A 26,844-nucleotide genomic window follows, 5' to 3' on the forward strand; every position below is an offset into this window, starting at 1 on the left:
AACGCGCAGGGCTAAAAGTGGAGTCAGCGATGGAGTCAGGCGGGCGAGACGTGTGCGTCGCGCATCATCCCGGTCTGCGGGTGGCAGTTGATGTACTCGAACAGTTGCTGGCTACCATCCGCCACCGAAACCTCGTGATACAGCCGCAGCTTCGAAAGACCGCCGATCACGCGGAAGAACGTGGTGAAAATGCGCAGGTGAGTGGGGTGGGATTCCGCCCAGCGCTCCAGCTTGTCGAGCGATCGCCAGTGACCGATGTCATAGGCGATGTCGAGGAGATTGCCATCAAGGTCGATATTGCGTACGAAGCGGTTGCTATAGCAGCCCAGCGCCTGCCCCTCGTCACGCAGGAAGTTCATGCCGTCTTGCAGGGGCGGCAGCATCTCGTTGAAATAGAGCGCGCGTTCTTCCTCGCCGGCTTCGACCCAGTCTTGTCCGGAGCGGATCAGCGTCAGGTTGTCGTGGCCACGTACGACGACCCTGCCGCCCTTGGCCGGATCGCCTGAAATGACTTGCAGTTCGCTGGTCGGCTGCATCCAGTCGGTCTGGGAGATGGCAAAGCGGTCGCGCGCCGAGCCCCAGTAGCCGTGCTCTTCAATCTCGCCGCTGATGCCGTCCATGACCGCACCGACGCCTGGCAAATCGTCTTTGAAGGCATACAGCGTTTCGAACTGCTCGGCGCGCGGGGCCATGACCTCGCGGAAATACCCCAGCCCCTCGCTCAGACGCGCATCGTCGCCCCACCAATTCGCCACCGGCGGTGAAAGCAGCCAACGGTGATAGGCGACGGGATCACGCCAGTAGCCCACGGCGATGAAGTTTCCATACCCCTGATTGTCGAGATGGTAGGTCAGGTCGTAATGCCCGGGGCCATCGGCGAGGGCGAAGCTGGCGTCAATGTAGCGTATGGCTTGCAGGGCGGCGGCACGTTGTTCTTCGCGAAATTGCACCCCGAGGTAAGCCATCACGACTTGCTTCACGTTTTCGTCAGCCCGTCCCACAAACATGGGGAAGGGTGGCTGGTAATCGTCGTGGACGCGACGCGACAAAGTCCGCGGACATTTGAGATGTTTATCGATTGCAGATTCCATGGGGGCTCCTTTATTTCCGTCTCAAACGGACGGTTCGCTGTTCTACAGGCCAGTGGATGTTGTTTTGCGATCAGGACCACGCCATCGGCGTTGCAGCGCGAGGGTCCCGAGTTGCACCAGGTAAATGGCGAACTCTTCGGGTGCCATGTCCCAACGCTGTAAAAACCAGGACGAATCCGACAGTCGCTGCTGTTCTCGTCGTTGCATGAGGCACCTCGTCATTGGTGTCGGGAGGGACACGGCATGGCGTGAAAATTATCGAGGGGAGATGGGATGTGCTTGGCTCGAATGGACAACCGTTTGGTTAAAAAGGACAGCCGTAAATGGCCAGCTCATCGATGCGCAGCGATGGTGCGGGGCTTGTGAAACAAGGGACGAAATGCCCAGGGAAGTTGCAGGGGAAGTGTTGGGGCGGAGCTGTCTGCCAAGTGTGCGGAGGGTGATCTCGCGGCGCGGCTAAGCGCTGGGCGTGAGACTGAGCAGATGGCCTGATTATTGCTGACCTCGCAAAAAACGTTACCCCGCTTTTTTGTTGAACCGCCGCCGCGAGGTCAATGCAATGAGCCAGACATGTCAGTATTCAACGCTTGCCGTCACGGCGCCCCAACGGTTCGATTACTGGAAGGAGGTGGTGTGTCACCATTGCCTGGACGCAGACAGCAAACTGCTGGCGCAGAGCGATTTTGACGGGGCGCTGGAGGTGCATGGCATGGGGGCACTGGACATCTGCACGTTGTCCGCACCCTTGCATTATTGGGAGCGGACCGCCCAGCACCTGCGCAGCGACCCGAACGACGATTTGTGGTTGGGCTTTACCCGCAGCGGTTATGGCGAACTGGAGCAGGCTGACCGGCGGACGAAGCTGGCGGCGGACGATCTGTTCCTTTATGACGCATCCCAGCCCTTCAGATTCAGCTTCGGTGGTACCGATAACCACCTTGTGCGCATTCCTCGACAATTGCTCAGCCAGCGGCTGCCCGGCATAGCGGAGTGCACCGCGATGGTTCTGGATGATCGTCGCCCAGGGGTGATTCCGTTACGCGAGATGTTGCGCCAGGCCGCGAGCATGGCTTCAGGCTTCCATAAACCAGGCCTGTCCAGTCGTTATTCCAGCACGTTGCTCGACCTCTTGGTGGTCAGCCTGGAGCTCCAGGATTTAAAGCAGACACATGACGAGTTGGACCTGTACGGCCGGATCATGAATTACATCCATCAGTATCTGACCGACGCGGATCTTTCACTCGAGCGCATTGCTCAAGCTCACCATGTCTCCACGCGCACGGTGACGCGCGCTTTCGCCCGCCACCAGAAATCGCCGGTCGCGGAAATCTGGAAGGCACGGTTGTTCGCCAGCCGCGACGCGATCGAGCGTGGTCAAGTCCGTAGCATTTCCCAGGCTGCGCTGGATTTCGGCTTCTCGGACTTCTCTCATTTCAGCCACGCTTTTCGCAAGGCCTTCGGCATTGCTCCCCATACTCTTCTGCGGCGAGAGTGAAACGGACGGGCCTTAACGCTTCTCAAGCGTAAGACATTCAGCTTTTATCCACGGCTGCCATCTCTTGTTGACGCAGCACGGTTGCGTAGTGCGTCTCCACCCAATCGGCCAATTCGCGCACCCGCACTGCGGCTTCGATCCCCATAGGCGTCAGCGTGTATTCCACGTGTGGCGGCACGATGTCATAGGCGTGACGCTCCACCACTCCATCACCTTCCAACAACTGAAGTGTCTGCGCCAACATTCGTTCGCTGACCCCGCCGATCTTGCGTCGTAACTGGCTGAACCGCAGCGTGCCAGGCAGCAGGGCAATCAGCACCAGCACACCCCAGCGGCTTGTCAGGTGGCTCAGGATTTCACGCGACGGGCATTCTGGCGCGAGCACGTCGCCGCGCCTCAATCGTTCGGACAATGGGACTGCAGACGGTTTTTCTGATGATTTCGAAGGCGCGTTCATATTCATACACTTACCTTTTTGTACGTACTTACTTAAAGTAATCTAATTTCTTATATTCGCTCATGGCTGTTTCTTCAACTCTTCCGTTCACCAAGGAGTCACTTCATGAGCATTGCCGTTACTGGAGCCACCGGCCAACTGGGCCACCTCGTCATCGAGCACCTGAAGCAGCGAGTTGCCGCGAGCAGTATTCTTGCCCTGGCGCGCAAGCCGGAACAGGCAGAAGGGCTGAGCGTTGCGGCAAGAGCGTTCGATTATTCCAGGGCCGAAATGCTGGATGCGGCGTTGTCCGGAGTGGAAACCTTGCTGCTGATCTCCTCCAGCGAAATCGGTCAACGTGCTGCGCAGCACTCCAATGTCATCGCGGCGGCGAAGAGGGCGGGCGTCCAGCGCATTGTCTACACCAGTGTGCTGCACGCTGATTCGTCCGTGCTGCAACTTGCCGACGAACACCGCGCAACCGAGGCTGCCCTCAAGGCGTCCGGACTTTCCTACACGCTGTTGCGCAATGGTTGGTACACAGAAAACCACACAGGTTTCGCGGGTGTGGCACTGGCTAACGGCGCGCTGTTTGGTAGTGCAGGCGAAGGCCGGATTTCGTCAGCGACACGCGAGGATCTGGCTGAAGCGGCCGCCGTGGTGTTGACAGCTGATGGCCATGAAAACGCGACCTATGAACTGGCCGGCGATAACTCATGGACACTGGCTGATCTGGCGGCAGAAATCTCGAAGCAGACCGGCAAGAACATCCCTTACCGCAACCTCCCGGAAGCCGACTACGCCGCTGCGCTCGAAGGTGTTGGCTTGCCGAAGGGGCTCGCCGCAGCATTGGCTTCCTATGACGTCAGCGCTTCACAGGGAGCGCTCTACAGCAACGAGCGCGCCTTGGCTGAACTCATCGGGAGACCAACCACGCCGCTTGCTATCAGCGTCGAACGTGCGCTGAAGACGCACTGATGAACTGCTGCCAAGCAGCAATGATCATGATCGGGCAGGCAGTACTCATGATCTTTTCATGACCGGCTGGACTCGACTGCAAACTAGCCGTGGGTAAAAGCAAAAAATCGGCAAAGAGCAGCCGTTTGGCGGTCAGTTGCCGGATGGCGCGGTCGTTTGTCCCGTCAGTGGGGGTGAATAGATCGTGGCGTAGTTGGCCGTCGTCATCGGCGAGACTCTGAGCCTTGAGCGCGGGTGAAGTCGAAGTTAGTCCTAGAAAACGAAAAATGTGGGCTAGACGGATCTCAAGAAAACGAATCCCAAATCGCTAAATTCCCCGATATTTTATTTCAATAGGCCACCATTTCCCTTAACGTATGGCAGATTGACTCCACTGTAAAAAGTCGCGGGGATTACATGGACGTATGCTATTGGGAAGGAGGTCTCCTTTTGTTTGAGATCGACGCTATCCACAAGATAGCCAAAGCATTTGGTCCCAAAGAGCTTCCTCCGGAACCAGGATCAGGCCCCACGAAAGGGAAGTCGTTTGACGTTCTCAAACAATTGAAGAAACCTGAGTCAGGCCATGGCATATGGCCTTGGCGCGGCTACGCAGGCTTTCGTTTTGCTAACTCGCGGGGCTCAGATGGGGAGTTCGATCTTGTCATCGTGACCCACAGCCTCGTTCTTGTTGTCGAGCTTAAGCACTGGCGCGGCGAGATCACCAACCACGGCGGTAAATGGCACCAAGACGGGAAGGAAACAGAAGTCTCGCCGGTAGACAAAACTCGTCGGAAAACCTTTGAGCTGAGGAAACGAATCAAGAGCCTGAAGTCTCGGCTGCCTAGTCGCGAAGGAAGGCCTGCGCGAAAACGAGATCTATATGCGTCAGCGTACGGAGCAGTTGAGCCGCATGCTGGGTAGAGGAAACGTCAATCAGGGTCTTCAGCTCGCCGACATCTTGGGAGATTCGGACGCCTACGATTTTGTGTCTCCAAATGGGCTGGATCTTTCTGCTTTGTACAACAGCGCGAGTGCCGTTGCACAGGTTAGAGAGTCTTCCGGGCTGCGACTTTTTGGATCGCTTCAGCTACAGCAAAACTGGGATAGAGTTTCTTCGGTGCTGCGCAAACATCAGAGGGCGCTTCAGGGTGAGCTGCAAGCCACCCCGATTAGCCTGTCCTTGCGACCTGGGCCGCGGTGTAGAAACTCCGGGCGATTTATGGCAAAGCTTCATTAAATGATTCCAGGCGTCCACCAGTTATTTAGGGTTCGTATTTTCAAAAGCACAATTTGACAAGGAAAGCACATGAGCATCGATACACTTAAGAAGAAAATCAATGTCGAACCTGGAGCAAGCCTTTCAACTTTCGAGATCAAAAGGCTTGGCGTAACAAATTTGATTGAGACGAAAGAGCTAGATGCGAAAACTCTAAGGGGCCTTCTTGATATTTTATCAGCTTTGAAATGCACCACTGAATTCGAGGGTTATCACGACTCTGATAAGGTTAAGTTTGATATTCCGGTGACTGAGGGATTGCTGAGGCGCTTTGGGCATCCACTTATCACCGTAAATTTTTCTCGTGATCAAGATACTGGCATGGATTTGTTCAGACTCTTGTTTGACTTAGCCGGCAGTAAGGATAGCGTTCCGCACTTTATTAGGCTTGAGGCACACCTATTTGACTTGACCGATCAAGAACTCGAGATTCAAGAAAAACTGACTCTTCACAGCATGGATCTTAAGACATTTGATAAGCGCGCGCAGGTAATTGCGGTTTCGACTTACATTGAGGCTATGGTGACTATTGTCAGCAAGAAAAGCCTGGAGATATCTGAGTTCAGGAACTCGTGGCGAGAGCGCGTGAGACCTATAAGGGAAAATGGTAAGCGAGGCAAGATTACACCAAACTTCTCAACACATATTGACCATCTCGAAGAGAATAGTATTCTTTCGTCAGACATATGTGACGCCATCAACAAGCTGCGACTCGCACGCAATGTTTCTGCCCATAACTACACGGTTTTCAAGGGTGGAGAAGGTGGCTCACCAGTTGATCACATTGAGGTTACTCATTTGGACGAAGCATTCATATCAGCGTCCCGTGATTTTGTAGAGGTGTGTAAAGGTATTTTTGGGCCGATTCCTAAAGCCTTGGGGAGCAATAAGTTTCAGCGATACTCTGAACTTTTGGCTGGAGAAATAAGCAAATCTACAAGCTTGGAGTCTGTGCTTGTATTGGGAGTTCGACACTCCGATGATGTGGAAGAAATTTTCGGTTAACTTTAAGCGGGATGCTTAGCTTCTTGCTCATGCCAATACATGAGTGCCTAGCCGATGAGCGCTGTATTCTTGCCGCGCGATGATCGATTTTAATGGAGTTGGTGATAGCGACATGAGCAAGGAAATAGAAGCGCGTCTTGAAGGCATTCATCACGAGCTAAGTGGTTCTGAAAGCGATATGTCCTACAATCGCCAAAAGTCTTTGAAGTACCACGTGCGTGGTATTAACCAAGGTTTGAACGAATGGTTAAGAGCGCAAAGTCGGCAACAGGAGCAACGCAGTCAAAACCTGAAGATAGCTTTGGGCCTGCTCGGATTCATAGGCCTCATGCTAGCTATCACTCGTGCCGCTGGCAGCGATATCGAGTGGGTAAGGGAACACACTCTGGCTTTTCGGTTATGGGGCGTAGCCCTATGCACAATGTTTGTTGGTGTATCACTCGAACGCTCAGCATTTGTGAAGTCGCTCTGGGATTTTACTGTCACCAAACTTATCGTATCTATAGCTTTGTCTTGCGTGGTTATTTACGCAAGAGGCAAAGCGGCCGGCTATATCAATGCCGTATTTCATGCGGATGCGTCAGCACTGCCCATAACGCTGGTTTATATGACAGGGTTAATGGTATTTAAACTGTTACTTCCGTTTGTGTTCGCGGTAACCACAACCCTTTTTGTGGTTCATGTCTTTGCTGCAATCGGTTGGCTAAAGGATAAGATCACTGGCAAGCAAGATGAACTACCACCGCTGTATTCATTACTTTCCATTTTCGTATCTGGGGTTATTCTTTTTTATGGATGGAATTGGTCCAATGGACAATTGAGCGACTCTCGCGTGCCCGAGAAGGTGTATTTGATGGCGCACGCCTTAGACTTTAATCAGTCGCACGACTGCGCCAACATAGACGCCAATAAACCAGTAGTTTTCCTCGGAAACGCCCAAGAGTCGGTATTGGTAGCACCGTACAAGCTAGAAAATATAGATTTTGTCACCGTCTTTGACGGGGCCGTAATTGCCCCCGGCGATTTCACTCGAAAAAAGTGCGACTACCGTAATGGAAGCAATACAAGGTCCACCGAGTAAAGCGAGAAGCTATCATCTTTTGTGTAGCCATAAGCTTGCAGGATCTGCTCACTTGGCACTATCAAGAAACTTGACTGAGATACCGCTCTCCACTAGTCGCCCGAACAGCTCCAATGCCGTTACCGGAGCATACTTTTCCAGTGCATAGGCCTCGAGCGATTTGACGATTTGCATGAGGTCAGGATTCATGTGGAGCGCGGCCCAATCTATTTTCATAGCGGTTCCGCCGTCGTACCACGTCCAAACGCTCAATCGAGTATTGACGTACATGGCTAGTCATTAGTTCGAGTTCGAATCGCAACCTGAACCGGCTCTTCAAACACATAACCAAGAAAAGAGGAGGCGGGTGAAGCGTGTTCTTGATCGGATGATTTGGTCACGGCGAGCCTCCTTAACTGTCAAGTCGGCTCCAGGCTGCCGAGACACGCTGGGCTTCGAGGTTCGCCGGGATCATGTTCGCGATCATTGGTACTGACATAGGTATGCTGAGATCCCTGATTGATATCCGTGGTGTAGAGCTTCAGAAGCTCTCCGCGACGGATACCCGTCTCCAGCAGCAACTCAATCATTAGCCAATTGCGCAACTGCAGTCGCTCCGGAAACGGATTCTCCGCAGCGCCCGGGTGAATCAGTGTGCGAATGATCTGAAGTTGTGTATCTGTCAGGCTGCGGTAGCGAGTGTGGTCGGGCCGAGCATTGATGATATGGCTCTCAAAGCGCCGCTCAATGACATCGGCGACATCTGCAAATACCACCTCGATGTTAGCCAGGATGGTTGAGTTCTGACGGGCGCGCGGGATGTATCGGGTGACACACCAGGACAGGTACTGCTTCAACAGCCGCAGGTACTGGTCACGGGTGCGCGGATCGATCAGCGGAAAAGATGTCGTTTTAGCTGTGCCGATTCGGGCGACCAGATTATCGGCCTGACGGCCGCTTTGGAGCCAGATGGCGTAACCATCCAGTAAAGCCAGAATCGCCTCAAAGTGGCCCGCTAAGATGGCTTCATCGATATCCAGATCTCGGCTTTTGGCATAGGTGTAGAACGCCTGGATCGCACGCAGGTGCGCTGCGGCGGTGTTGTATGCACGATGCCTGAGCTTGAGCTGGACGTAGATGAATGGGACTAGCTTGGGCAATGGCGCCGCCTGACCATCCTGCACAAGCAGCGGCACACGCTGACCGGAAGAGAAGAAGCGGGTTTGTCGAATCAGTACCTTATGAGCCTTATGAACATTTCTAACATGGCATCTGGTTTAACATAATATACATTACACGTAACAAGATATTCCAGAATCAGCCCGGTTGCACGCCACATTTCAATCCAGAACCTCACTCTGAAACCTCTCGTTTCGAGACCTTCGCATTGCTTGAATTCCTAAGCCTCAATCACCTTCACATGTCAGCTGTTCAATCAGCATCCGATGCTGTGGAAATCGCGCAATCAGTTTGCGTCGATCACCCATCTCCATGTCCGCAAAATCAAATCCCGGTGACACGGCTTCGCTGATCAAGCCAAATCCATGTTCTCCCTCCAGCAGTCGCGAAGCTTTCCAGATTCCGCCTGGTACATGCATTTGCAGATGCTGTCCCGCCAGAATGTCGTTGCCCATTACCAGCGTTTCCAGCGAGCCGTCAGCGTGGATCATGCTGTACTCGATGGGATCGCCCAGATGGAAAAAATGCACAATGTCGGAATGATTGAAATGAAACTGGCCCACCGGTGATTGCTCGGTCAGCAGATAGTAAATCGAAGTCATCAGGTACCGTGGGCCACCGACGGTATCGAGCATCTCTCGATGATCGGCCTGATAGGTTCTGCGAAAATAACCGCCTTCCACGTGAGATTGCAGATCCAGCGCGCGAATCAAGGCTTGTGCGTTTACTTTGCGTTGAGACATGGTCTGCTCCGGTGGATGGCGGCGTATTTTACGATAGCTCTACTAAACGGCTATTTAGTGTAGTTAACAGTAGATCGCTGAATTTCGGAGGATTTACCCTCTTTTGCAGGCTTCTTTGTTCAAGGAAACCATTCAGAAATCCACCGTTGCCGATAGCAGATAAGTCCTTGGTGTCGAAAGCGTCAAACCGGGTTCACTGTCATCTGATGCGCCTGCCGAACTCCAGTAGCGTTTATCCAATACGTTCTCGACATTGGCGCGTACGGTGATGGTCTTGTCGTCCACTTTAAAGGCGTAACGCGTCCCCACGTCGAACCGCTCCCAGGCGTCGATTTCCTTCTGGTTTGACTGATCCAGATACTGCGAACTCGAATAGATTCCGCGCCCTGTCAGCGTCAGCCCCTGCACACTGGGTACATCCCACTCTGCGCCAAGATTGACGTTGTATTTGGGGGTTGCGGGCGCGCGGTTCCCGTCAAAGGTTCCATTGGTGGTCTGGGTCAGTTCACTGTCGATGTACATCACGCCGCCGAGCAATCGAAACCCTTTGTACGGCTCGCCGAACACACTCAACTCCACACCATCGTTCTGTCGTTTGCCGTTCGGGCCGAAGACTCGTGTCGAGGCGTTGGTTTCGTACGCAGGCTGTTTGATCCGGAACACGGACGCTGTCAGAGCATACGAACCCGCGTCATATTTGGCCCCGACTTCGACTTGTCGGCTGATAAAAGGCGGGAAGATTTCATCCTCGTTGACTGACGTCGATGGCGCGATTTTCCCCTGGCTGAGGCCTTCCATGTAGTTGGCGTAGAGCGAGAGCTTGTCCGTCGCCTTGAACAGAATGCCGCCCGATGGCGAAAGCTTTTCTTCGTCATAAGCGGTGTCGCCCTTCACATCATCGCTCCAGTCGTCGACTTGAACCCTTTGCCAGCGGGCGCCGAGGGTCAGCAACAGGCGATCATCGAAGAACCCCAGCGTATCGGACAGTGCTACGCCGCTGAAGCGGTTTTCCGTGTAGACCTTGGCGTCGTAGCGTGTTGGCGTGCGCGGCTTTGCGGTTTCCACCGGGTCATACAGATTGCTGCGCCCTGCTGCATACCGCGCGCCACCATTTTCGAAATCCATGTAGAAGTAATTGGCTGCCAGGTTGACCTCGTGGCTGATCGAACCGGTATGGAACCAGTTGCGCACACCCGCCGTGGCGGTCCGGACATTTTCATCACGGGTGAAATCCCTCGGTTGAACGCTGAAATCGCCGGCGTCGTTGGTCACCGACACCGCATGCCGAAGGAAATCGTGGTTACTTTTACGGGCGCCGACGCCGCCATACAACATCACCGAATCACTGACGTCGAACTCGCCATTGAACGTGCCAAACGTATCCTTGGTTCGCGCCTGGCTCCAGGGTTGCGCGTAGTTGTCGCGCACATCATCCGCATCCGGAACTTTAGCGTTTGCACCGACCTGCACGCGTTCTTGCGGTGCATCGGTGTCGCGCTCGGTGTGACCGATATCGGTGGAAAGCCGCAGACGCTCACCGCGAAAATCCAGGCCCAGCACGGCCATGTCGCGATCGACGCTCTGATGATCCCATTCAGTGTCACCCGATTGTTTGACTCCGTTGAAACGCAGCCCGAACTGGTTGTCCTCACCAAAACGACGGCCGATATCGACGGCGCCGCCGAGCTGATTGTTCGAGGCGTAACTGGTCGTCAGCGATGTATTCGGCTGATCGCCGGCGCGCTTGGGCACCACGTTGATCCCCCCTCCTACACTGCCCCGCGGCGAAATCCCGTTGATCAGTTGGCTCGGGCCCTTGAGGATGTCGACGCGGTCGGCCATTTCCATGTCGATCGTGTAAGTGGGCAGAACCCCGTAGAGGCCGTTGTAGGAAACATCACTGTTGAACAGGCTGAAACCGCGGATGGTGAATTGCTCATAACGGCCGCCTGCCGGGTTGGTCGCACGCACCGAAGGATCGCTGGCGATCAGGTCGCCCAGAGTACGAGCCTGCTGGTTTTTCACCGTTTCGCTGGTGTAGGTAGTCATGCTGAACGGGGTCTCCATGAAATCCCTGGAACCCAGCAGCCCTTGCGAGCCACGGCGCGCCACTTGGCCACCGGCAAAAACCTCGGAATCCGTGCTACCCGTCGATCCAAGAATCGAAGTGGGGGCCAGTTCCAGACTGCCGCCGTCCGGCGCAGGAATGACTGTGTAAGCGCGGTCGCCCGCCGGTTGCAGCTGTAGACCGGACCCCAGCAACAACCGGGCGAAGCCCTCCTCCACGCCAAACTCACCCGACAAACCATTGCTGTTGCGCCCGCTGACCAGGGCAGGATCTACCGACAGATTGACCCCGGCCAGTCCGGCAAAACGGGTCAGCGCAGCACCCAGGCTGCCCGCCGGCACCTGATAACCGCGGCGGTCGGCGCTTTCTGCCCAACTGTAAGGAATCAACACGGGGCTGGCACTCAGGCTCAGCAGAAGGCTCAACTGCAACAACGGGCGTAAACGACCTGGAAATACTGCAGGCATAGGAACAAGCTCTCGATTGGATTCACTTGCCTGGAATGACCAGCGAGGCGAAAAAAAGGGACAGGTATCAAGCTGTTTTTTTTGACTGAGAGGGTTTTCGCGGAACGAGAGAGATCCAGAAGCGCGTGCGTTTCTGCACGTCGATCGGCAAGCTGGCAGCCAACAGCGAGAGCACTTGATCAGTGTTATCCAGGCGAAAACTGCCGGTGATGCGCAACGACTCCAGCTCCGGATCCCAGCGCAGCACGCCTGGGCGATAACGGCTCAATTCGCGCAAAAAATCCCCCAGCGGCTGGTTTTGCGCCATCAGTACACCGTCGCGCCAGCTCGGCATTGTGCTGTCAAACGCCAGGACAGATCCCGCACCAGAAGCCTGCAGCCTGATCTGCTGGCCCTGATTGAGGATCAGCGCCGGCCCGCTTGACGGTCGCAACTGCACCGAGCCACGGACCACCGACACATTGCAGTCACGCTCATTGAGACGCACGCAAATCTCACTGTGACTGACGATGATCCGCCCGTACGGCAGATTGATGATCAGGGCTGAGTCGCCAGGCACGTCAAGGGCCATCTCTCCACGCACCAGCGTCAGCTGACCGGCAGCAAGATCCACATTGACGGCGCTGTCGGTATTGAGCTGCAACGAACTGCCATCCGCGAGCCGCAATCGCTTGTGTTCACCCGTGCTGGTGTGCAAATCCGCGCGCCAGACATCCAGCGGCAGTTGCCGACTGATCAGCCAGGCCGCCGGCACCAGTGCCCCGATGCCGAGCGCGCGTTTCAGCACGGCCCGACGCGCAGCGTCCGGGCGATCCAGCGTAGCCATGGCCAGCGCGGAAGGCAGTGCGGAAAACCGTTCGCGCAAGCGCTGAATTTTCTGCCACGCGATTTCATGCCGGCTATCGCTGTTGCGCCAGGTCTGCAATTGCGCATGATCGTCAGCGCCAGCTTCGCCGGACTCAATCAACGCCAGCCATTGCGCGGCGGCGCGGGCGACTTCGCGGGCTTCATCACTGGGAGCAACGCGCATCAAAGATCCACCAGCAGACAATGCTCGTAGGCCTGCGCCATGTAACGTTTGACGGTGCGCTCGGACACCTGCAGGCGCTCGGCGATTTCGCGGTAACCGAGGCCTTCAAGCTGACTCCATAAAAACGCTCGACGCACCGCTCGGGGCAAACCATCGAGCAATTCATCCAGCGCTTGCAGGGTTTCCAGCAGCAGCCAACGCTGCTCGGGCGACGGCACGCACTCCTCCGGCAGTTGCGCGAGGGCTTCGAGGTAGGCTTTTTCCAGACTGCGGCGGCTGTAGAAGTTGCTCAGCAGACGCTTGCCCACGGTCAGCAGATAGGCGCGTGGCTCGCGCATCTCGGCAATCGGTTGCGCGCTGCACAGCACACGCAAGAAGGTGTCCTGGCTCAGGTCCGCCGCATCCCACGCATTGCCCATGCGTCGACGCAGCCAGGTTTCCAGCCAGCCTCGGTGATCGCGGTACAGCGCGTGCAGGCTCTGCTCCGATGGCGTGGCGGCTTCAATCATCTCAAGAGACCCTGCGCGAAGTTAGAATTCAAATGAGACTGATTCTAATTAACTTCGCTTGGGACACAAAGATCTTTTTGCCCGTGACGGCAATCTCTAGCGTTTCAGCGTCTCGCTCGGCAGCTCTTTGAACAGCGCCCGATAACTGCTGGAAAACCGCCCCAGATGCCAGAACGACCAGTGCATCGCCACCTCGGCCACGGTTGTTTCCGTGGGCCGGCGCTTGAGCAATTCGCGGTGTGCGCTGTTCAGTCGACGCAGACGCAGCCAATGACTCGGGGTCATCCCGGTGTAGGCCTTGAACGCCTGCTGTAATTGCCGCAACGGCACCCCGGCCACGCGCGACAGTTCGAGCAGATTGACAGTGTCTTCCGGCGAATCCGCCGCCCACTCCCCTACTCGCTTCATGATCGTGCGTTCTTCGCTGCGCCGCTGTAATCCGCTGCGATCAAGACGGGTGTGCGCGTTGTCGAGGATGAACAAGCAGTCTTCGAGTAACTGCTGAGTCAGTGAGTCTTTATCAAACGGATCAACAGCTTGCGACAACTTCGTGAGAGTTGAGCTTAACCAGCGACTGAACAAGGCGTTCTGCCCGCAGTTAAGCGGTGCCATGAACAATCCCTCGAGTCTCGCCACTTCCAGACCGTGCTGACGGACGAATTCCGGGCCGAACACCACCGCGATTTCCTGGTAGTTCTCCGGGGTGATCCAGATGTTGCGGCTGTCTTCGTTGAGCAGATACAGCGCGTTGTCGCTGCGATCAAAACAGAACGCCAAGGCACCTGACGGCGCGCTGAATGTCTGCTCGACGCGGGTGTTCATCTGTTCTTCGTAGACCTGCACACCCTCCAGGTCCAGATAGCGAATCTGCCCGGCGAAATGCCCGGGAGACATCTGCTGGTAATGCTGAACCCAACCTGGCGTGGCGCGGATTTGTTCGGTGACATCAGCGGTATTGAAAGCCTGAACCTGTAGCGGATTACACGTTGTCATGGGAGACCTTGCGCACTCTTTTGGTGCGCTTTGGTGCTGCTTAAAGTGGATAGATGGAACTGCAAGGCACGCCCAAGATAGTCGTCAACGCGCCACAGGGGAAGGGTCGGAAGATGAAACCCGCCCTCCCCGGCGTCTATAAAACCAATAACGAGGTCTTTATGAATGCCCCTTTCGATCAGCTGTTCACGTGGCTGAAAGATCACAAGATTACCGAAGTTGAATGTGTGGTCAGCGACCTGACCGGCATCGCCCGCGGCAAGATCGCACCGACCAACAAGTTCCTGCATGAGCGAGGCATGCGCCTGCCGGAAAGTGTGCTGCTGCAAACGGTAACCGGGGATTTTGTCGACGACGACATCTACTACGACCTGCTCGACCCGGCCGACATCGACATGGTCTGCAAACCGGTGAGCGACGCCGTGTATGTGATTCCATGGGCGATCGAGCCGACCGCCATCGTCATCCACGACACCTTCGACAAGTTCGGCAACCCGATCGAGCTGTCGCCGCGCAACGTGCTGAAGAAAGTCCTGCAGCTGTACACCGACAAGGGCTGGAAGCCGATCGTTGCGCCGGAAATGGAGTTCTACCTGACCCAGCGCTGCGAAGACCCGGACCTGCCACTCAAGGCACCACTGGGCCGTTCGGGCCGTGCCGAAAGCGGCCGACAGTCGTTCTCGATCGATGCCGCCAACGAATTCGATCCGCTGTTCGAAGACGTCTACGACTGGTGCGAGCTGCAAGGTCTGGATCTGGACACGCTGATCCACGAAGACGGCCCGGCGCAGATGGAAATCAACTTCCGTCACGGCGACGCGCTGGATCTGGCCGACCAGATCACCGTGTTCAAACGCACCTTGCGTGAAGCGGCGCTCAAGCACAACGTTACCGCCACGTTCATGGCCAAGCCGATTGGCGACGAGCCCGGCAGTGCCATGCACCTGCACCAGAGCGTGGTGGAAATCGCCACCGGCAAGCCGATCTTCGCCGATGCCGACGGCACGATGAGCGAGCTGTTCCGCCATCACATCGGCGGTCTGCAGAAGTACATCCCTAAAGTGCTGCCGATGTTCGCGCCCAACGTCAACTCGTTCCGCCGCTTCCTGCCGGACACCTCGGCACCGGTCAACGTCGAATGGGGCGAAGAAAACCGCACCGTCGGCCTGCGTGTGCCGACCTCCGGGCCGGAAGCCATGCGCGTGGAAAACCGCCTTCCGGGCGCCGATGCCAACCCGTATCTGGCGATCGCCGCGAGCCTGCTGTGTGGCTACATCGGCATGGTCGAAGCCATCGAGCCGAGTGCCGCCGTCGAAGGCCGAGCCTACGAACGCCGCAACCTGCGCCTGCCGATCACCATCGAAGACGCGCTGACGCAAATGGAAGAGTGCGACACCGTTGCGCGTTACCTGGGCAACAAGTTCGTACGCGGCTACGTCGCGGTCAAACGCGCTGAGCATGAAAACTTCAAACGCGTGATCAGCTCCTGGGAGCGCGAGTTCCTGCTGCTCAGCGTCTGATCCACGCCATATATCCCCTGTGGGAGCGAGCCTGCTCGCGAAGGCGTCAGCACAGTCACCATCAATGTTGCCTGACCCACCGCTTTCGCAAGCAGGCTCGCTCCCACATGGATTAGCGAACCACCTGAAAAATCCAAAAAATTCGAAGAGGTGTCGATATGCGTCTATTGAAATCCATGGTTCCCGCCGCACTGGCGCTGGTGTGCAGCACCGCAGCCCTGGCTCAGCCACAGGTCAGTGTCTACAACTGGACCGACTACATCGGTGAAACCACCCTCGCCGACTTCCAGGCCAAGACCGGGATCAAGGTGATCTACGACGTTTTCGACTCCAACGAAACCCTGGAAGGCAAACTGCTCGCCGGCCGTACCGGCTACGACGTGGTGGTGCCATCCAACCACTTCCTCGCGCGCCAGGTGAAGGCCGGCGCGTTCCTCAAACTCGATCGCGAGCAATTGCCGAACTGGAAGAATCTCGATCCCAAGCTGCTCGAACTGCTCGAAAAGAACGACCCGGGCAACCAGCACTCGGTCCCCTATCTGTGGGGCACCAACGGCATCGGCTACAACGTCGACAAGGTCAAGGCTGTGCTCGGTATCGATCACATCGATTCCTGGGCGGTGTTGTTCGAACCGGAGAACCTGAAGAAACTCACCCAATGCGGCGTGTCGATGATGGATTCGGCGGACGAAGTGTTCCCGGCGATCCTCAACTACATGGGCATGGACCCACGCAGCGAGAACCCGGAAGACTATGAAAAAGCCGAAGCCAAACTGCTGAGCATCCGCCCGTACATCACCTATTTCCACTCCTCGAAATACGTTTCCGACCTGGCCAATGGCGACATCTGCGTGGCATTCGGTTATTCCGGTGACGTGTTCCAGGCGGCCAACCGCGCCAAGGAAGCCAAGAACGGGGTGAACATCGCTTACGCGATTCCGAAGGAAGGCGCCAACCTGTGGTTCGACCTGCTGGCAATCCCGGCCGACGCCAGCAACACCAAGGAAGCCCACGCCTTCATCAATTACCTGCTCGATCCGCAAGTGATCGCCAAGGTCAGCGCTTCGGTCGGTTACGCCAATCCGAACCCGGCTGCCAAGCAATACATGGATCAGGCGTTGGTGAACAATCCCGAGGTCTACCCGTCCCAGGCCGTGCTGGACAAGCTCTACATCTCCTCTACCCCGCCCCAGGCGATCATGCGTCTGATGACCCGGTCCTGGAGCAAAGTGAAGTCGAACAAATGAATCAGTACAGCAAAGAACACGCCCGCTCCTATTACGCCGCTTCGGCCCGGGGCAGCAAGTCCTGGCCGGCACTCGACGCTGATCTCAGCGCCGATGTCTGCGTGATCGGCGGCGGGTTCACCGGGGTCAACACCGCGATTGAACTGGCGCAACGCGGGCTGTCGGTGGTGTTGATCGAAGCCCGGCGCATCGGCTGGGGCGCCAGCGGGCGCAACGGCGGTCAGTTGATTCGCGGTATCGGTCATGAGGTCGAAGGCTTTGCCCGTTACGTCGGCAACGAAGGTGTACGTTATTTGCAGCGCGCCGGCATCGAGTCGGTGGAACTGGTGCGCCAGCGCATCACCGAGAACGCCATCGAATGCGACCTGCGTTGGGGCTTCTGCGAACTGGCCAACACCCCGGCGCAGTTCGCCGCGTTCAAGGAGGAGCAAGTCAGCCTCGGCGAACTTGGCTATCGCCATGAAACCCGGTTGGTAGGCCCCGACCAGATCCGCCAGCAAGTAGTGAATGCCGACATCTACGCCGGTGGTCTGATCGACATGGGTTCCGGCCATCTGCACCCGCTGGATCTGGTGCAGGGCGAAGCGCGTCTGGCGGCATCCCTCGGTGTACGCATCTTTGAGCAGAGCGCGGTGCTGCAGATCATTCATGGCGAAACCGTTGAAGTGCGTTGCGCCACCGGCAGCGTTCGCGCCGGCAGTCTGGTGCTCGGTTGCAACGCGCATCTGGATGAACTCGAACAGCAACTCAGCGGCAAGGTCCTGCCGGCCGGCAGTTACATCATCGCCACCGAACCGCTGTCCGAGGAACGTGCCGCGCAATTGATTCCGCAGAACCTCGCGTTGTGCGACCAGAAAGTCGGCCTCGATTACTACCGGCTCTCGGCGGATCGACGCCTGCTGTTTGGCGGCGCCTGTCACTATTCCGGCCGCGATCCGGCGGACATCGCCGCTTACATGCGTCCGAAGATGCTCAAGGTCTTCCCGCAACTGGCCGACGTGCGCATCGACTATCAATGGGGCGGCAAGATCGGCATCACCGCCAACCGCTTCCCGCAGGTCGGCCGGCTCAAGCAGCAGCCGAACGTGTTCTACGCTCAGGGTTATTCCGGTCACGGCCTCAACGTCACGCACTGGTGCGCCAAGCTGCTGGGCGAGGCCATTCACGCCGGCCAAAGTCAGGGCATGGACGTGTTCAGCGCCGTGCCGCACATGACCTTCCCCGGCGGCCCGGCCTTGCGTTCGCCGCTGCTGGCACTGGGCATGTTCTGGTATCGCCTGCGCGAAATCCTCGGCTGAACACTCCCCCCCTGTAGGAGCTGCCGCGGCCCGAGCCTTCGGCAGCTCCTACACAAATCCACATAAGCCCGTGAATTTGCTCTATCGCCAAGCACTTCTATATTGATGAAGTGCTTTTGCGTTCCTGACGCTCAGCATCCACCAAACCGAGGAGGACATGGATGAAGTCGTCAGCCGCCGATGAGCCACGAGCACCGGGCCAAGCGCCGATCAAGACGCGTCGCTTCAGTATTTCACTGGTGTGGATCGTGCCGATCGTCGCGGTGCTGGTCGGTATTTCGCTGGTGGTGCACAACCTGATGCAGGAAGGCCCGACCATCGTCGTCAACTTCAAGACCGGCAGTGGCCTGACCGCCAACAAGACCGAAGTCAAATACCGCAATGTGGTGATCGGTCAGGTGACGGATGTCGAGTTGAGCGGCGATCAGAAGAGCGTCGACGCCACCATCAAACTGGCCAAGCAGGCCGAAACCTTTACCCGCGAAGACTCGCACTTCTGGGTGGTGCGCCCGCGCATCGGCGCCGGTGGCGTTTCGGGCATCGACACCCTGCTCTCCGGCGACTACATCGGTGCCGATATCGGCCAGTCCGACAGCCGCGCGAAACACTTCAAGGGCCTGGAGAACCCGCCGCCGATCACTTACGGCGAGCCGGGCAAGCGCTTCATGCTGCACGCGCCGGATCTCGGTTCGCTGGACATTGGTTCGCCGGTTTACTACCGCAAGATTCCGGTCGGTCAGGTGGTTACCTACACCCTCAATCCCGAGGGCAAGGGCGTGGACATCGAGGTGTTCATCCATTCGCCGAACGACGCGTTCGTCACCGAAAACACCCGTTTCTGGAACGCCAGCGGTATCGACATCAATGTCGGCGCCAACGGCTTTTCGGTGAAGACCGAGTCGCTGTCAACCATGCTGGTCGGCGGCATTGCCTTCCGTGCGCCGGATTACAGCCCCAACGATGTGGCCGCCGCCGACGACAAGGACTTCGAACTGTTCGCCGATCAGCAGACCGCCCTCGCCCCGCCCAACGGCAAGGCGCAATACATGGTGCTGCGTTTCGAACAGTCCTTGCGCGGGCTCAAGGTTGATGCACCTGTGGAGTTTCTCGGCATGGAAATCGGCCGGGTGGTCGGGATCAATCTGGATTTTGACGCGAAGAAACGCACCTTTCCGCTTAACGTCGGCATCGTCATTTATCCGCAGCGCCTCGGCCAGGCCTACAAAAAAATGCTCTCCGAATTCAAGCACGACCCCGACGACGAAGCTGCCGGCATTCGTCTGCTCGGCACCTTCGTCGACAATGGTCTGCGGGCCCAGGCCCGCAGCGGCAACCTGCTGACCGGGCAGTTGTACATCGCGCTGGATTTCTTCCCGAAAGCCGAGAAAATCGCGTTCGACGCGACCGCCCGGCCGGTGGTCTTGCCAACCGTGCCCGGCAGCCTCGAACAGTTGCAGGAAAAACTCGAAGCCGTGGTCGACAAGCTCAACAAATTGCCGGTGGAACGGATTGCCGGCAACCTCGACAGCAACCTCGTGGAACTGCGCAAAGGCCTGACCCAGTTCAACGCGAAAACCCTGCCAAGCGTGCAGACCACCCTGGCCGACGTCAGCAAGACCTTGCAATCCGCCAGCTCGACGCTGGCCGAAGATTCGCCGCAGCGCGAGAAACTCACCGAGACCCTCGACGAACTCGGGCGCATGTCGCGTTCGCTGCGTGAGCTGTCAGATTATCTCGGGCGCCATCCGGAATCGCTGATTCGCGGCCGTCCCGACAACGCGGCGCCACTGGATCTGAAAGGTCCACCGCGCAATTGAGCACAGGAGCTACCCCATGGCTTTACCGCTGAAGATCACCGTGCTCGCTGCGTTCATGCTGTTGGGCGCCTGCCGCAGCGAGCCGATCAACTTTCACACCCTGACCCCGGTGCAACTGCCGACGTCCCGGGCCGGCGCGCAGATTCCGATAGAGGGGATCAGCGTGCCGCCGCAGGTCGACCGTCCGCAAATCGTCATCCGTCAGGGCAACAACGGCCTGGCGATTCTGGAAACCCAGTGGTGGGGAGCGAGTCTGGCGGATGAGTTGCGCAGTGCCTTGAACGATCAACTGAGCAATACCGGCAGTCGCGGCAATGTCTCGGTGCGCATTGATGTGCAGCGTTTCGACTCCATCCCCGGTCAGTACGGGCTGATCGACGTCAAATGGCGCCTGCGTCCCAGCGGTGCGGCGGACAATGCTCTGCTGACGTGCCATTCAACCTTGCAAACAGCGTCCGGCCCAAGCATCGACGACCTGGTGGCCGCGCAACAGAACAACGTCAAACGCCTGGCTGCCCTGATCAATCAGGCGGCGGGCAATTCTCGGGCCTGCCCGTCGGCCTCCTGAGTCGCCAACAGCGTGACGGTGAAACGGCAGCCGTTCGGTTCGCGAGTCACCAACTGAACCTGCCAGCGCTGACGGCTGCAGATCCGCTGCACCAGTGACAATCCCAGCCCAAGGCCTTCACCGCGCTGCTCGTCACCGCGCACGAATGGCTGGAACATCGCGTGACGTTTCTCCTCCGGAATAACGATGCCGCTGTCCTCGACCACGAAGCTGTCCTTGAGCAGGGTCAACCTTACAAAGCCCTGATCGGTGCAGTGCCAGGCGTTGCGCAACAGATTGCCCATGACCGACTGCAGAAATGTCAGGTCATAACGCGTGGTGCCCGCCAGTCGCGGCTCGTAGATGAATTCCAAGCCCTTTTCACGAATCAGTCATCAACGGTGTGCGCTTAAGTGGCCAAAATAAACAAAACGACTATTTGAGTTTATTTATCAAATAGCCTTTTCCGTTAATGCCTGCGCCTCTCTCGCAAATTTTTCACATGATCTTCACTGCTCCGCCACGACTCTGAACGTAGTGTTCAGCAGCCATTCAAGTAGACCACCGTAAAGTAACTAACCTCCTGGAGCTTACGTTGCACTGTGCGTGTACTGAGTGGAACTCGGGAATGACAAGGGGCAACGTCGTGGTTGAATTAGTACACGTACAATCACCGTCCAGGCGATGGGTTCTGTCTCGACCGCGCACCTGGGCAATCATTGCTGTCGGTTTGCTGTTGATTACACTGATTTGCGGCTTCGTCTGGATGCAACGCTCGCCCGCCAACCTGCGCTATGCAAGTGCGTCGGCTACCCAGGAATGGGTGAAGGCCTGGCAGGCCGGTGAGGTCGTCGCACTGGTGCGTCATACCGAGCGTTGCGACCGCTCGACCAATACCTGTCTGGGGCCGGCAGACGGAATCACCCAAGCTGGCAGCATTGCTGCAGTCGAGGTAGGCCGTGGCTTTACGCAACTGGGCCTGGAAAAAACCCAGCTCTTCAGCAGCCCGCTGACGCGCACCCTGCAAACCGCGCATTACATGCTCGGCCACGATGCCGTGGCGGCGGAATGGCTGGAAACCTGTGGCCCGACGTTGCGCAATGAGTTGGTGGCGCACAAGACCCCGGGGCAGAACATGATTCTGGTGACACACAGCGGCTGCATAGCCGATTTCGAACGGCAAACCGGTTACCCGCGCGCGATCGCCGCCGAATATGGCAGCACTGTTTTAGCCCGGATAGATGCCCTGGGAAAACTTGAAGTAATTGGCCTCATGAACCCCGAGGGATGGCAACGATTGGCCAAGTAATCATCAGGCTTAATTAAATAAGTCCACGCCTCAGCCAATGCTCTGGCACGGCGTATAGGCACCTATGAATTTGCAATAAGAATTATTTTTGACTTTCAACAACTGGAAATATTTCATTTAAAGTTTGTCTTCTCAAGGAGAACTTAAAGCTGGAAGCAGATCCGTTCTCTGAATACAGGACACGCCCATCGGCGGTGCTCGCCTCTGCATTCATTCAACCCAGTGCCGCGCCTGCAACGGAAATTGCCGGGCCGCCACTGAAACGCACACTTTGTACTGCACCAAGGTCCAGTCATGACGTCTCAAAACAAACCGCTGCACCAAGCGGCGTTGAATTTGCCGCGCCTCCACCAGAGCACCCTGATCGAACGCTTTGCGATCCCCGGTCTGGTGCTGGCATTCGTGGTGTTTTATCTGCTGCCGCTGATGACCCACGGCCTGTGGATTCCCGATGAACCCCGTTACGGGCAGATCAGCCAGGAAATGTTGCAGAGCGGCAACTGGGTGGCACCGCACTTCATGGGCATTCGCTACTTCGAAAAGCCGATTGCCGGCTACTGGATGATCGCCATCGGCCAGGCCATATTCGGTGAAAACCTGTTCGGCGTGCGCATCGCCTCGGCACTCAGCACCGGGATTAGCGTGTGGCTGGCCTATCTGCTGGCCCGGCGCCTGTGGAACAACCCGCGAATCAGCGCCGCGTGCGCCCTCCTTTATATGAGCTTCGGCCTGATCGCAGGGCAAGCCGGCTATGCCAACCTCGATCCGCAGTTCACCTTGTGGGTCAACCTGAGTCTGGTGGCGATCTGGTTTGCCATCGACAGCGACACCCCGCGCGCGCGTCTGGGCGGCTGGGCTTTGCTGGGATTCGCTTGTGGCATGGGGCTGATGACCAAAGGTTTCCTCGCCCTGATGCTGCCGGTGCTGATCGCCCTGCCCTACATGATCTGGCAGCGGCGCTTCGGCGAGCTGGTGCGTTATGGACTGGTTGCCGTTGTCGTGGCCGCGCTGGTCAGCGTGCCATGGGCACTGGCCGTGCACGCCCGCGAACCGGATTTCTGGCGGTTCTTCTTCTGGCACGAACACATCCGCCGCTTCGCCGCCGGCGAAGACGCACAGCACGCACGACCATGGTGGTTCTACCTGCCGCTGCTGTTTGCGTCCACCTTGCCGTGGGCGCTGCTGTTGCCTTCGACGCTGCTGCGCACCTGGCGGGAAAAACGCGATCCGAAAATCGGCTTTCTGGCGTTGTGGTTCCTGCTGCCGCTGGCATTTTTCAGCGCGAGCAGCGGCAAACTGCCGACCTACATCATGCCGTGCCTGCTGCCATTGGCCTTGCTGATGGGCCACACGCTGATGGGCTGGCTCGAGCGCCAGAACGGTCGCGTCCTGCGCCTCAACGGTGTGGTCAACGTGGTGCTGGCCAGTGCCGCGCTGGTCGCGCTGATCTATCTGCAAGCGACCCGTGAAATTTACGAACACACCGAAATGTTCAGCCTGTCGCTGGGCTATATCGTGCTGCTCGGCTGGCTGATTGCCGGTTCGCTGCAAGCCTTGCGCCCGCTGACGCTGTGGGCGATGCCGGCGCTGGGCATCGGCCTGCTTGTCGCACTGCTGCCAGCGGCGATGCCGGCGACCATCGTCAACAGCAAGATGCCAGATCAGTTCATTGCCGAACATCAGCAGGAACTGAGCGAAACCACCTCGTTGCTGAGTAACGACCTGGGAGCCGCTTCTGCGTTGTCATGGCGTTTGCGTCGCCCGCAAGTCGACCTGTTCAACACCGTTGGCGAACTCAAGTACGGCCTCGATGACCCGGCCATGGCGTCACGCAAGGTCAGCCTCGACGGCGTAGGCGAATGGATGACCGAAGCGCGCAAAAAAGGCTCGGTGGGCGTGGTGATGCGCGTCAACAGCACTTCGGATGCGCAACAACTGGAGCTGCTGCCGATAGACGGCAAGCACTACCGCCGTGGGCAGATCGAAATCCTCATCTTCAGCCAGAGCCAGCCATGACCCAGACCAGGACTGAACGGAGGCAGTTGCTGCTTCTGCTGGCGGCGACTGCCCTGCTGTTACTGCTCGGCCTGGGCAGTCGCGAGCTGTGGGGGCCGGAAACCCGTTGGGCCAACATCGCCTTGCAGATGCTGCAAAGCGGCGACTATTTCGACCCCTATCTCAAGGGCAGCCCTTACTACGACAAGCCGTTGCTGTCGTACTGGCTGATCACCGCCACCTCATGGTTCACCGGCGGATTGGGGCATTGGTCGTTGCGCCTGTCATCGGTGATTTCCGCGTGGCTTAGCGTGTGGCTGGTGTACTTGATCGGCGAGCAACTGTTTCGCAAAGGCACCGGGCTGATCGCCGGCTGGATGCTCGCGACCACGTTCTATTTCGTGTTCTGGGCGCGAGTCGCCACCGCCGACATCCTCACCGTTTGCGGTGTACTGGCGGCCGTCTGGTGGTACTGGCGCGGCCCGGATGACACCCGGTTCTGGCGCTACGTGGTGTTCTTCGGCTTGCTGTCGCTGACCTCGCTGTTCAAGGGCCTGATCGGTTTCATCCTGCCGGGGCTGGTGCTGCTGCCGCACCTGCTCAGCGAACACCGCTGGAAACGTCATCTGAACCTGCGACTGTTCGGCGCGCTATTGATCGCCGGGGCGTTTTACATGACGCCGTTCCTGTTGTCCCACCTCTACGGGGCGCCCAACTACGAACAGAGCGGCCTCGGCCTGGTGCTGCGTGAAAACGTCGTGCGGTTTTTCCAGCCGTTCGATCAGTTCGGGCCGATTTACACCTACTTGATCTATCTGCCGGTCTACACCCTGCCCTGGGCGCCGTGCTGGTTGATCGCCTTGTGGGTTGCCGCGCGCAACTGGAAGCACATCGAACCGGATACCCGCTGGCTGATTCAAGGGCTCGCGTTGCTGATGCTGTTCTTCACCGCCAGTGGCAGTCGCCGCAGCTATTACGTCTTGCCGCTGGTGCCCTTCGCGCAGTTGTTGGGTGCCTGGTGGGTGACCCGGCGCATGGCCGCCCGCAACAGCGAAGGCCGTGGGCTGAAGATCGGCTTCGCTGTCACCACTGTGTTGCTCGTCGCGGTACTGGGTGTGCTTTACCCGTGGACCAATAGCGGCGGCGGTGTCATCCGCTTCGGCGAGCAGGTTCGCGAACAGGCCAGTCAGCAGGCACCGTTGAATCAATGGCGCATGGTCATGATCGAGGTCGACAACAAAGTACCGATGTACCTGCAAACCGGTGGTGCACCGTTCTACTACGTGCCGGAAACGATCAGGGACTTCCCGCACAATGGCGACACAGCGACGCTGATCGCTTGGCTGCAACGCACCAGTGGAGAACACTGGGATCCGCAACGCACGATCTTCGTGGCGCAATACCGTTCCGGTGAAGCCGTGCCACTCGATGCGCTGAAGGCTGATCATCAGGTCATCACCACCACCCCGACCCGTGGCGAACAGGTATTCCACGGGCGTGCAGACCAGAGCGTGGCTTACATCCCCCACTCCTGAGCAATGACGTTAAGACAAAAGTAGCAAGTCGCGGTAAATTCGAATGGCAATGACAAGTATTAACGGTTTCCTTGACGTTTTTTTCTCATTTGCCACCCTACATTGCCGCGACTCGACACTTGCAAATCGTTCGCATTGTTTCCTGCGAGGGTTTGCTCATAACGTCTGAAAACAGGAGCTGCCCGAATGAATCCACGCTTTCCATCCTTCTTCAAGCGCGCATTGCTGGCCACTGCGTTGCTCGGCACCGGGCAGGCTTTTGCTGCCGATTCGGTGGGTCTGGTGGTCTACAACGCGCAGCATGAAACGCTGACCAAGGCCTGGGTGGCCGGGTTCACCGAAGAAACCGGAATCCCGGTGACCATTCGCAACGGCGATGACACCGAGATGGGCAACCAGCTCGTGCAGGAAGGCGCCGCCTCGCCGGCAGACGTATTCCTCACCGAGAACTCCCCGGCAATGGTGCTGGTGGACAACGCCAAACTGTTCGCCCCGTTGGCGCCAACAACGCTTGAGCAAGTCGATTCCGCCTACCGTCCGGCCCACGGCAATTGGGTCGGCATCGCCGCGCGTTCCACCGTGTTCGTCTACAACCCGAGCAAGTTGACTGAAAAGGACCTGCCCAAATCCCTGCTCGACCTCGCCACTCCGGCCTGGAAAGGCCGTTGGGCCGCCTCCCCGGCTGGCGCGGATTTCCAGGCGATCGTCGCCGCCGTCCTGCAACAGAAAGGTGAAGCCGCCACGCTGGAATGGCTCAAGGGCATGAAGACCAACGCGACGATCTATCGCGGCAACAGCGCGGTGCTCAAAGCAGTGAACGCCGGGCAGATCGACAGCGGCGTGATCTATCACTATTACAGCTTCGTCGATCAGTCCAAGACCGGCGAAAACAGCAACAACACCAAGCTGTACTACTTCAAACATCAGGATCCGGGTGCGTTCGTCAGCACCTCCGGCGCTGGCGTACTGGCCTCGAGCAAACATCAGGAGCAGGCGCAGGCGTTCGTCAAATACATCACCAGCAAGGAAGGTCAGGAAGTTCTCGAAACCGGCACCTCCTTCGAATACGCCGTGGGCAAAGACGCGCCGTCCAATCCGAAGCTGACCCCGCTGAAAACCCTCGACGCGCCGAAAGTCGATGCGTCGACCCTCGACAGCAAAAAAGCCGTCGAGCTGATGACCCAGGCCGGATTGCTCTGAGTGATGCCCGAAACCTTGCCTGCACCGGCCGTTGGGACGGCCCCCGCCAGCCTCCCCCACCCGC

General features: G+C 57.7%; 23 protein-coding genes and 1 pseudogene. 14 read left to right on the top strand and 10 right to left on the bottom strand.

Annotation, left to right across the window (positions count from 1 at the left end; all coding sequences use genetic code 11):
- Window positions 1–35: 35 nt before the first annotated feature.
- Complete coding sequence (gene oxdA / locus BW33_RS04490) at window positions 36–1,091, bottom strand: aliphatic aldoxime dehydratase (RefSeq protein ID WP_047597314.1); 1,056 nt, start codon at window positions 1,089–1,091, stop codon at window positions 36–38.
- Between the two features lie 559 nt (window positions 1,092–1,650).
- On the opposite strand from oxdA, the gene BW33_RS04495 reads away from it, so the two are divergent.
- Complete coding sequence (locus BW33_RS04495) at window positions 1,651–2,586, top strand: helix-turn-helix domain-containing protein (protein WP_047597315.1); 936 nt, start codon at window positions 1,651–1,653, stop codon at window positions 2,584–2,586.
- A gap of 37 nt (window positions 2,587–2,623) precedes the next feature.
- Here the strand turns inward: BW33_RS04495 and BW33_RS04500 are convergent, their stop codons facing one another.
- Complete coding sequence (locus BW33_RS04500; RefSeq protein ID WP_152546083.1) at window positions 2,624–3,049, bottom strand: winged helix-turn-helix transcriptional regulator; 426 nt, start codon at window positions 3,047–3,049, stop codon at window positions 2,624–2,626.
- A 99-nt stretch (window positions 3,050–3,148) separates the two neighbouring features.
- Here BW33_RS04500 and BW33_RS04505 point away from each other — a divergent pair, with 99 nt between their 5' ends.
- From BW33_RS04505 to BW33_RS04525, 4 genes are all read left to right on the top strand, one after another.
- Window positions 3,149–4,000 (top strand): SDR family oxidoreductase, encoded by an 852-nt coding sequence (locus tag BW33_RS04505; RefSeq protein WP_047597316.1) that lies wholly within the window; start codon window positions 3,149–3,151, stop codon window positions 3,998–4,000.
- A 429-nt stretch (window positions 4,001–4,429) separates the two neighbouring features.
- Window positions 4,430–4,903 (top strand): nuclease-related domain-containing protein, encoded by a 474-nt coding sequence (locus tag BW33_RS04510; RefSeq protein ID WP_047597317.1) that lies wholly within the window; start codon window positions 4,430–4,432, stop codon window positions 4,901–4,903.
- 385 nt (window positions 4,904–5,288) lie between these two features.
- Window positions 5,289–6,263, top strand: coding sequence for a hypothetical protein (locus tag BW33_RS04520; RefSeq protein ID WP_047597320.1), 975 nt, complete (start codon window positions 5,289–5,291; stop codon window positions 6,261–6,263).
- Window positions 6,264–6,375: 112 nt separating this feature from the next.
- Window positions 6,376–7,344, top strand: coding sequence for a hypothetical protein (locus BW33_RS04525; protein WP_047597362.1), 969 nt, complete (start codon window positions 6,376–6,378; stop codon window positions 7,342–7,344).
- Window positions 7,345–7,392: 48 nt separating this feature from the next.
- On the opposite strand, the gene BW33_RS04530 is transcribed toward BW33_RS04525, so the two are convergent.
- The 7 genes from BW33_RS04530 to BW33_RS04560 all read right to left on the bottom strand — a co-directional run bounded on the left by BW33_RS04530 (window position 7,393) and on the right by BW33_RS04560 (window position 14,312).
- On the bottom strand, window positions 7,393–7,614 hold the full coding sequence (locus tag BW33_RS04530) for a hypothetical protein (protein ID WP_047597321.1): 222 nt from the start codon (window positions 7,612–7,614) through the stop codon (window positions 7,393–7,395).
- A gap of 128 nt (window positions 7,615–7,742) precedes the next feature.
- Window positions 7,743–8,483: a hypothetical protein gene (locus BW33_RS04535; protein ID WP_236645194.1), complete on the bottom strand. Its 741-nt coding sequence runs from the start codon at window positions 8,481–8,483 to the stop codon at window positions 7,743–7,745.
- Between the two features lie 246 nt (window positions 8,484–8,729).
- The gene (locus tag BW33_RS04540) at window positions 8,730–9,245 is read right to left on the bottom strand and encodes a cupin domain-containing protein (RefSeq protein WP_047597322.1); all 516 of its coding nucleotides are present in this window, start codon (window positions 9,243–9,245) and stop codon (window positions 8,730–8,732) included.
- A gap of 132 nt (window positions 9,246–9,377) precedes the next feature.
- A complete protein-coding gene (locus BW33_RS04545) occupies window positions 9,378–11,780 on the bottom strand; it encodes a TonB-dependent receptor (RefSeq protein WP_047597323.1) in 2,403 nt (800 codons plus the stop codon).
- A gap of 67 nt (window positions 11,781–11,847) precedes the next feature.
- Window positions 11,848–12,810 (bottom strand): FecR domain-containing protein, encoded by a 963-nt coding sequence (locus BW33_RS04550; protein ID WP_047597324.1) that lies wholly within the window; start codon window positions 12,808–12,810, stop codon window positions 11,848–11,850.
- A complete protein-coding gene (locus BW33_RS04555) occupies window positions 12,810–13,319 on the bottom strand; it encodes a sigma-70 family RNA polymerase sigma factor (RefSeq protein ID WP_047597325.1) in 510 nt (169 codons plus the stop codon). Before BW33_RS04555 ends, BW33_RS04550 begins: the two co-directional genes overlap by 1 nt.
- Window positions 13,320–13,415: 96 nt before the next feature.
- Window positions 13,416–14,312, bottom strand: a complete 897-nt coding sequence (locus tag BW33_RS04560) for a helix-turn-helix domain-containing protein (protein ID WP_047597326.1) — start codon at window positions 14,310–14,312, stop codon at window positions 13,416–13,418.
- A gap of 161 nt (window positions 14,313–14,473) precedes the next feature.
- On the opposite strand from BW33_RS04560, the gene BW33_RS04565 reads away from it, so the two are divergent.
- The 5 genes from BW33_RS04565 to BW33_RS04585 all read left to right on the top strand — a co-directional run bounded on the left by BW33_RS04565 (window position 14,474) and on the right by BW33_RS04585 (window position 20,762).
- On the top strand, window positions 14,474–15,832 hold the full coding sequence (locus tag BW33_RS04565) for a glutamine synthetase family protein (protein WP_047597328.1): 1,359 nt from the start codon (window positions 14,474–14,476) through the stop codon (window positions 15,830–15,832).
- A 158-nt stretch (window positions 15,833–15,990) separates the two neighbouring features.
- Window positions 15,991–17,079, top strand: coding sequence for a polyamine ABC transporter substrate-binding protein (locus BW33_RS04570; RefSeq protein WP_047597329.1), 1,089 nt, complete (start codon window positions 15,991–15,993; stop codon window positions 17,077–17,079).
- A complete protein-coding gene (locus BW33_RS04575) occupies window positions 17,076–18,377 on the top strand; it encodes an NAD(P)/FAD-dependent oxidoreductase (RefSeq protein ID WP_047597330.1) in 1,302 nt (433 codons plus the stop codon). Before BW33_RS04570 ends, BW33_RS04575 begins: the two co-directional genes overlap by 4 nt.
- Before the next feature lie 161 nt (window positions 18,378–18,538).
- Window positions 18,539–20,194 carry a PqiB family protein gene (locus BW33_RS04580; RefSeq protein ID WP_047597331.1) on the top strand — a complete coding sequence of 552 codons (1,656 nt, stop codon included), beginning with the start codon at window positions 18,539–18,541 and terminating at the stop codon, window positions 20,192–20,194.
- Between the two features lie 16 nt (window positions 20,195–20,210).
- Window positions 20,211–20,762, top strand: coding sequence for a PqiC family protein (locus BW33_RS04585; protein ID WP_047597332.1), 552 nt, complete (start codon window positions 20,211–20,213; stop codon window positions 20,760–20,762).
- Here the strand turns inward: BW33_RS04585 and BW33_RS04590 are convergent.
- Window positions 20,720–21,133: pseudogene (locus BW33_RS04590) on the bottom strand (sensor histidine kinase); the annotation flags it as partial. The gene BW33_RS04585 and the pseudogene BW33_RS04590 overlap by 43 nt on opposite strands.
- A gap of 374 nt (window positions 21,134–21,507) precedes the next feature.
- On the opposite strand from BW33_RS04590, the gene BW33_RS04595 reads away from it, so the two are divergent.
- The 4 genes from BW33_RS04595 to BW33_RS04610 all read left to right on the top strand — a co-directional run bounded on the left by BW33_RS04595 (window position 21,508) and on the right by BW33_RS04610 (window position 26,780).
- A complete protein-coding gene (locus tag BW33_RS04595) occupies window positions 21,508–22,050 on the top strand; it encodes a histidine phosphatase family protein (protein ID WP_330217156.1) in 543 nt (180 codons plus the stop codon).
- A 294-nt stretch (window positions 22,051–22,344) separates the two neighbouring features.
- Entirely contained in the window at window positions 22,345–24,066 is a 1,722-nt protein-coding gene (gene arnT / locus BW33_RS04600) for a lipid IV(A) 4-amino-4-deoxy-L-arabinosyltransferase (protein WP_047597336.1), read from the top strand.
- Window positions 24,063–25,580, top strand: a complete 1,518-nt coding sequence (locus BW33_RS04605) for an ArnT family glycosyltransferase (protein ID WP_047597337.1) — start codon at window positions 24,063–24,065, stop codon at window positions 25,578–25,580. Before arnT ends, BW33_RS04605 begins: the two co-directional genes overlap by 4 nt.
- A 186-nt stretch (window positions 25,581–25,766) precedes the next feature.
- Entirely contained in the window at window positions 25,767–26,780 is a 1,014-nt protein-coding gene (locus BW33_RS04610) for an iron ABC transporter substrate-binding protein (RefSeq protein ID WP_047597338.1), read from the top strand.
- Window positions 26,781–26,844: the final 64 nt, after the last annotated feature.

Source organism: Pseudomonas sp. RIT288 (assembly GCF_000631985.1).
Taxonomy (GTDB): Bacteria; Pseudomonadota; Gammaproteobacteria; order Pseudomonadales; family Pseudomonadaceae; genus Aquipseudomonas.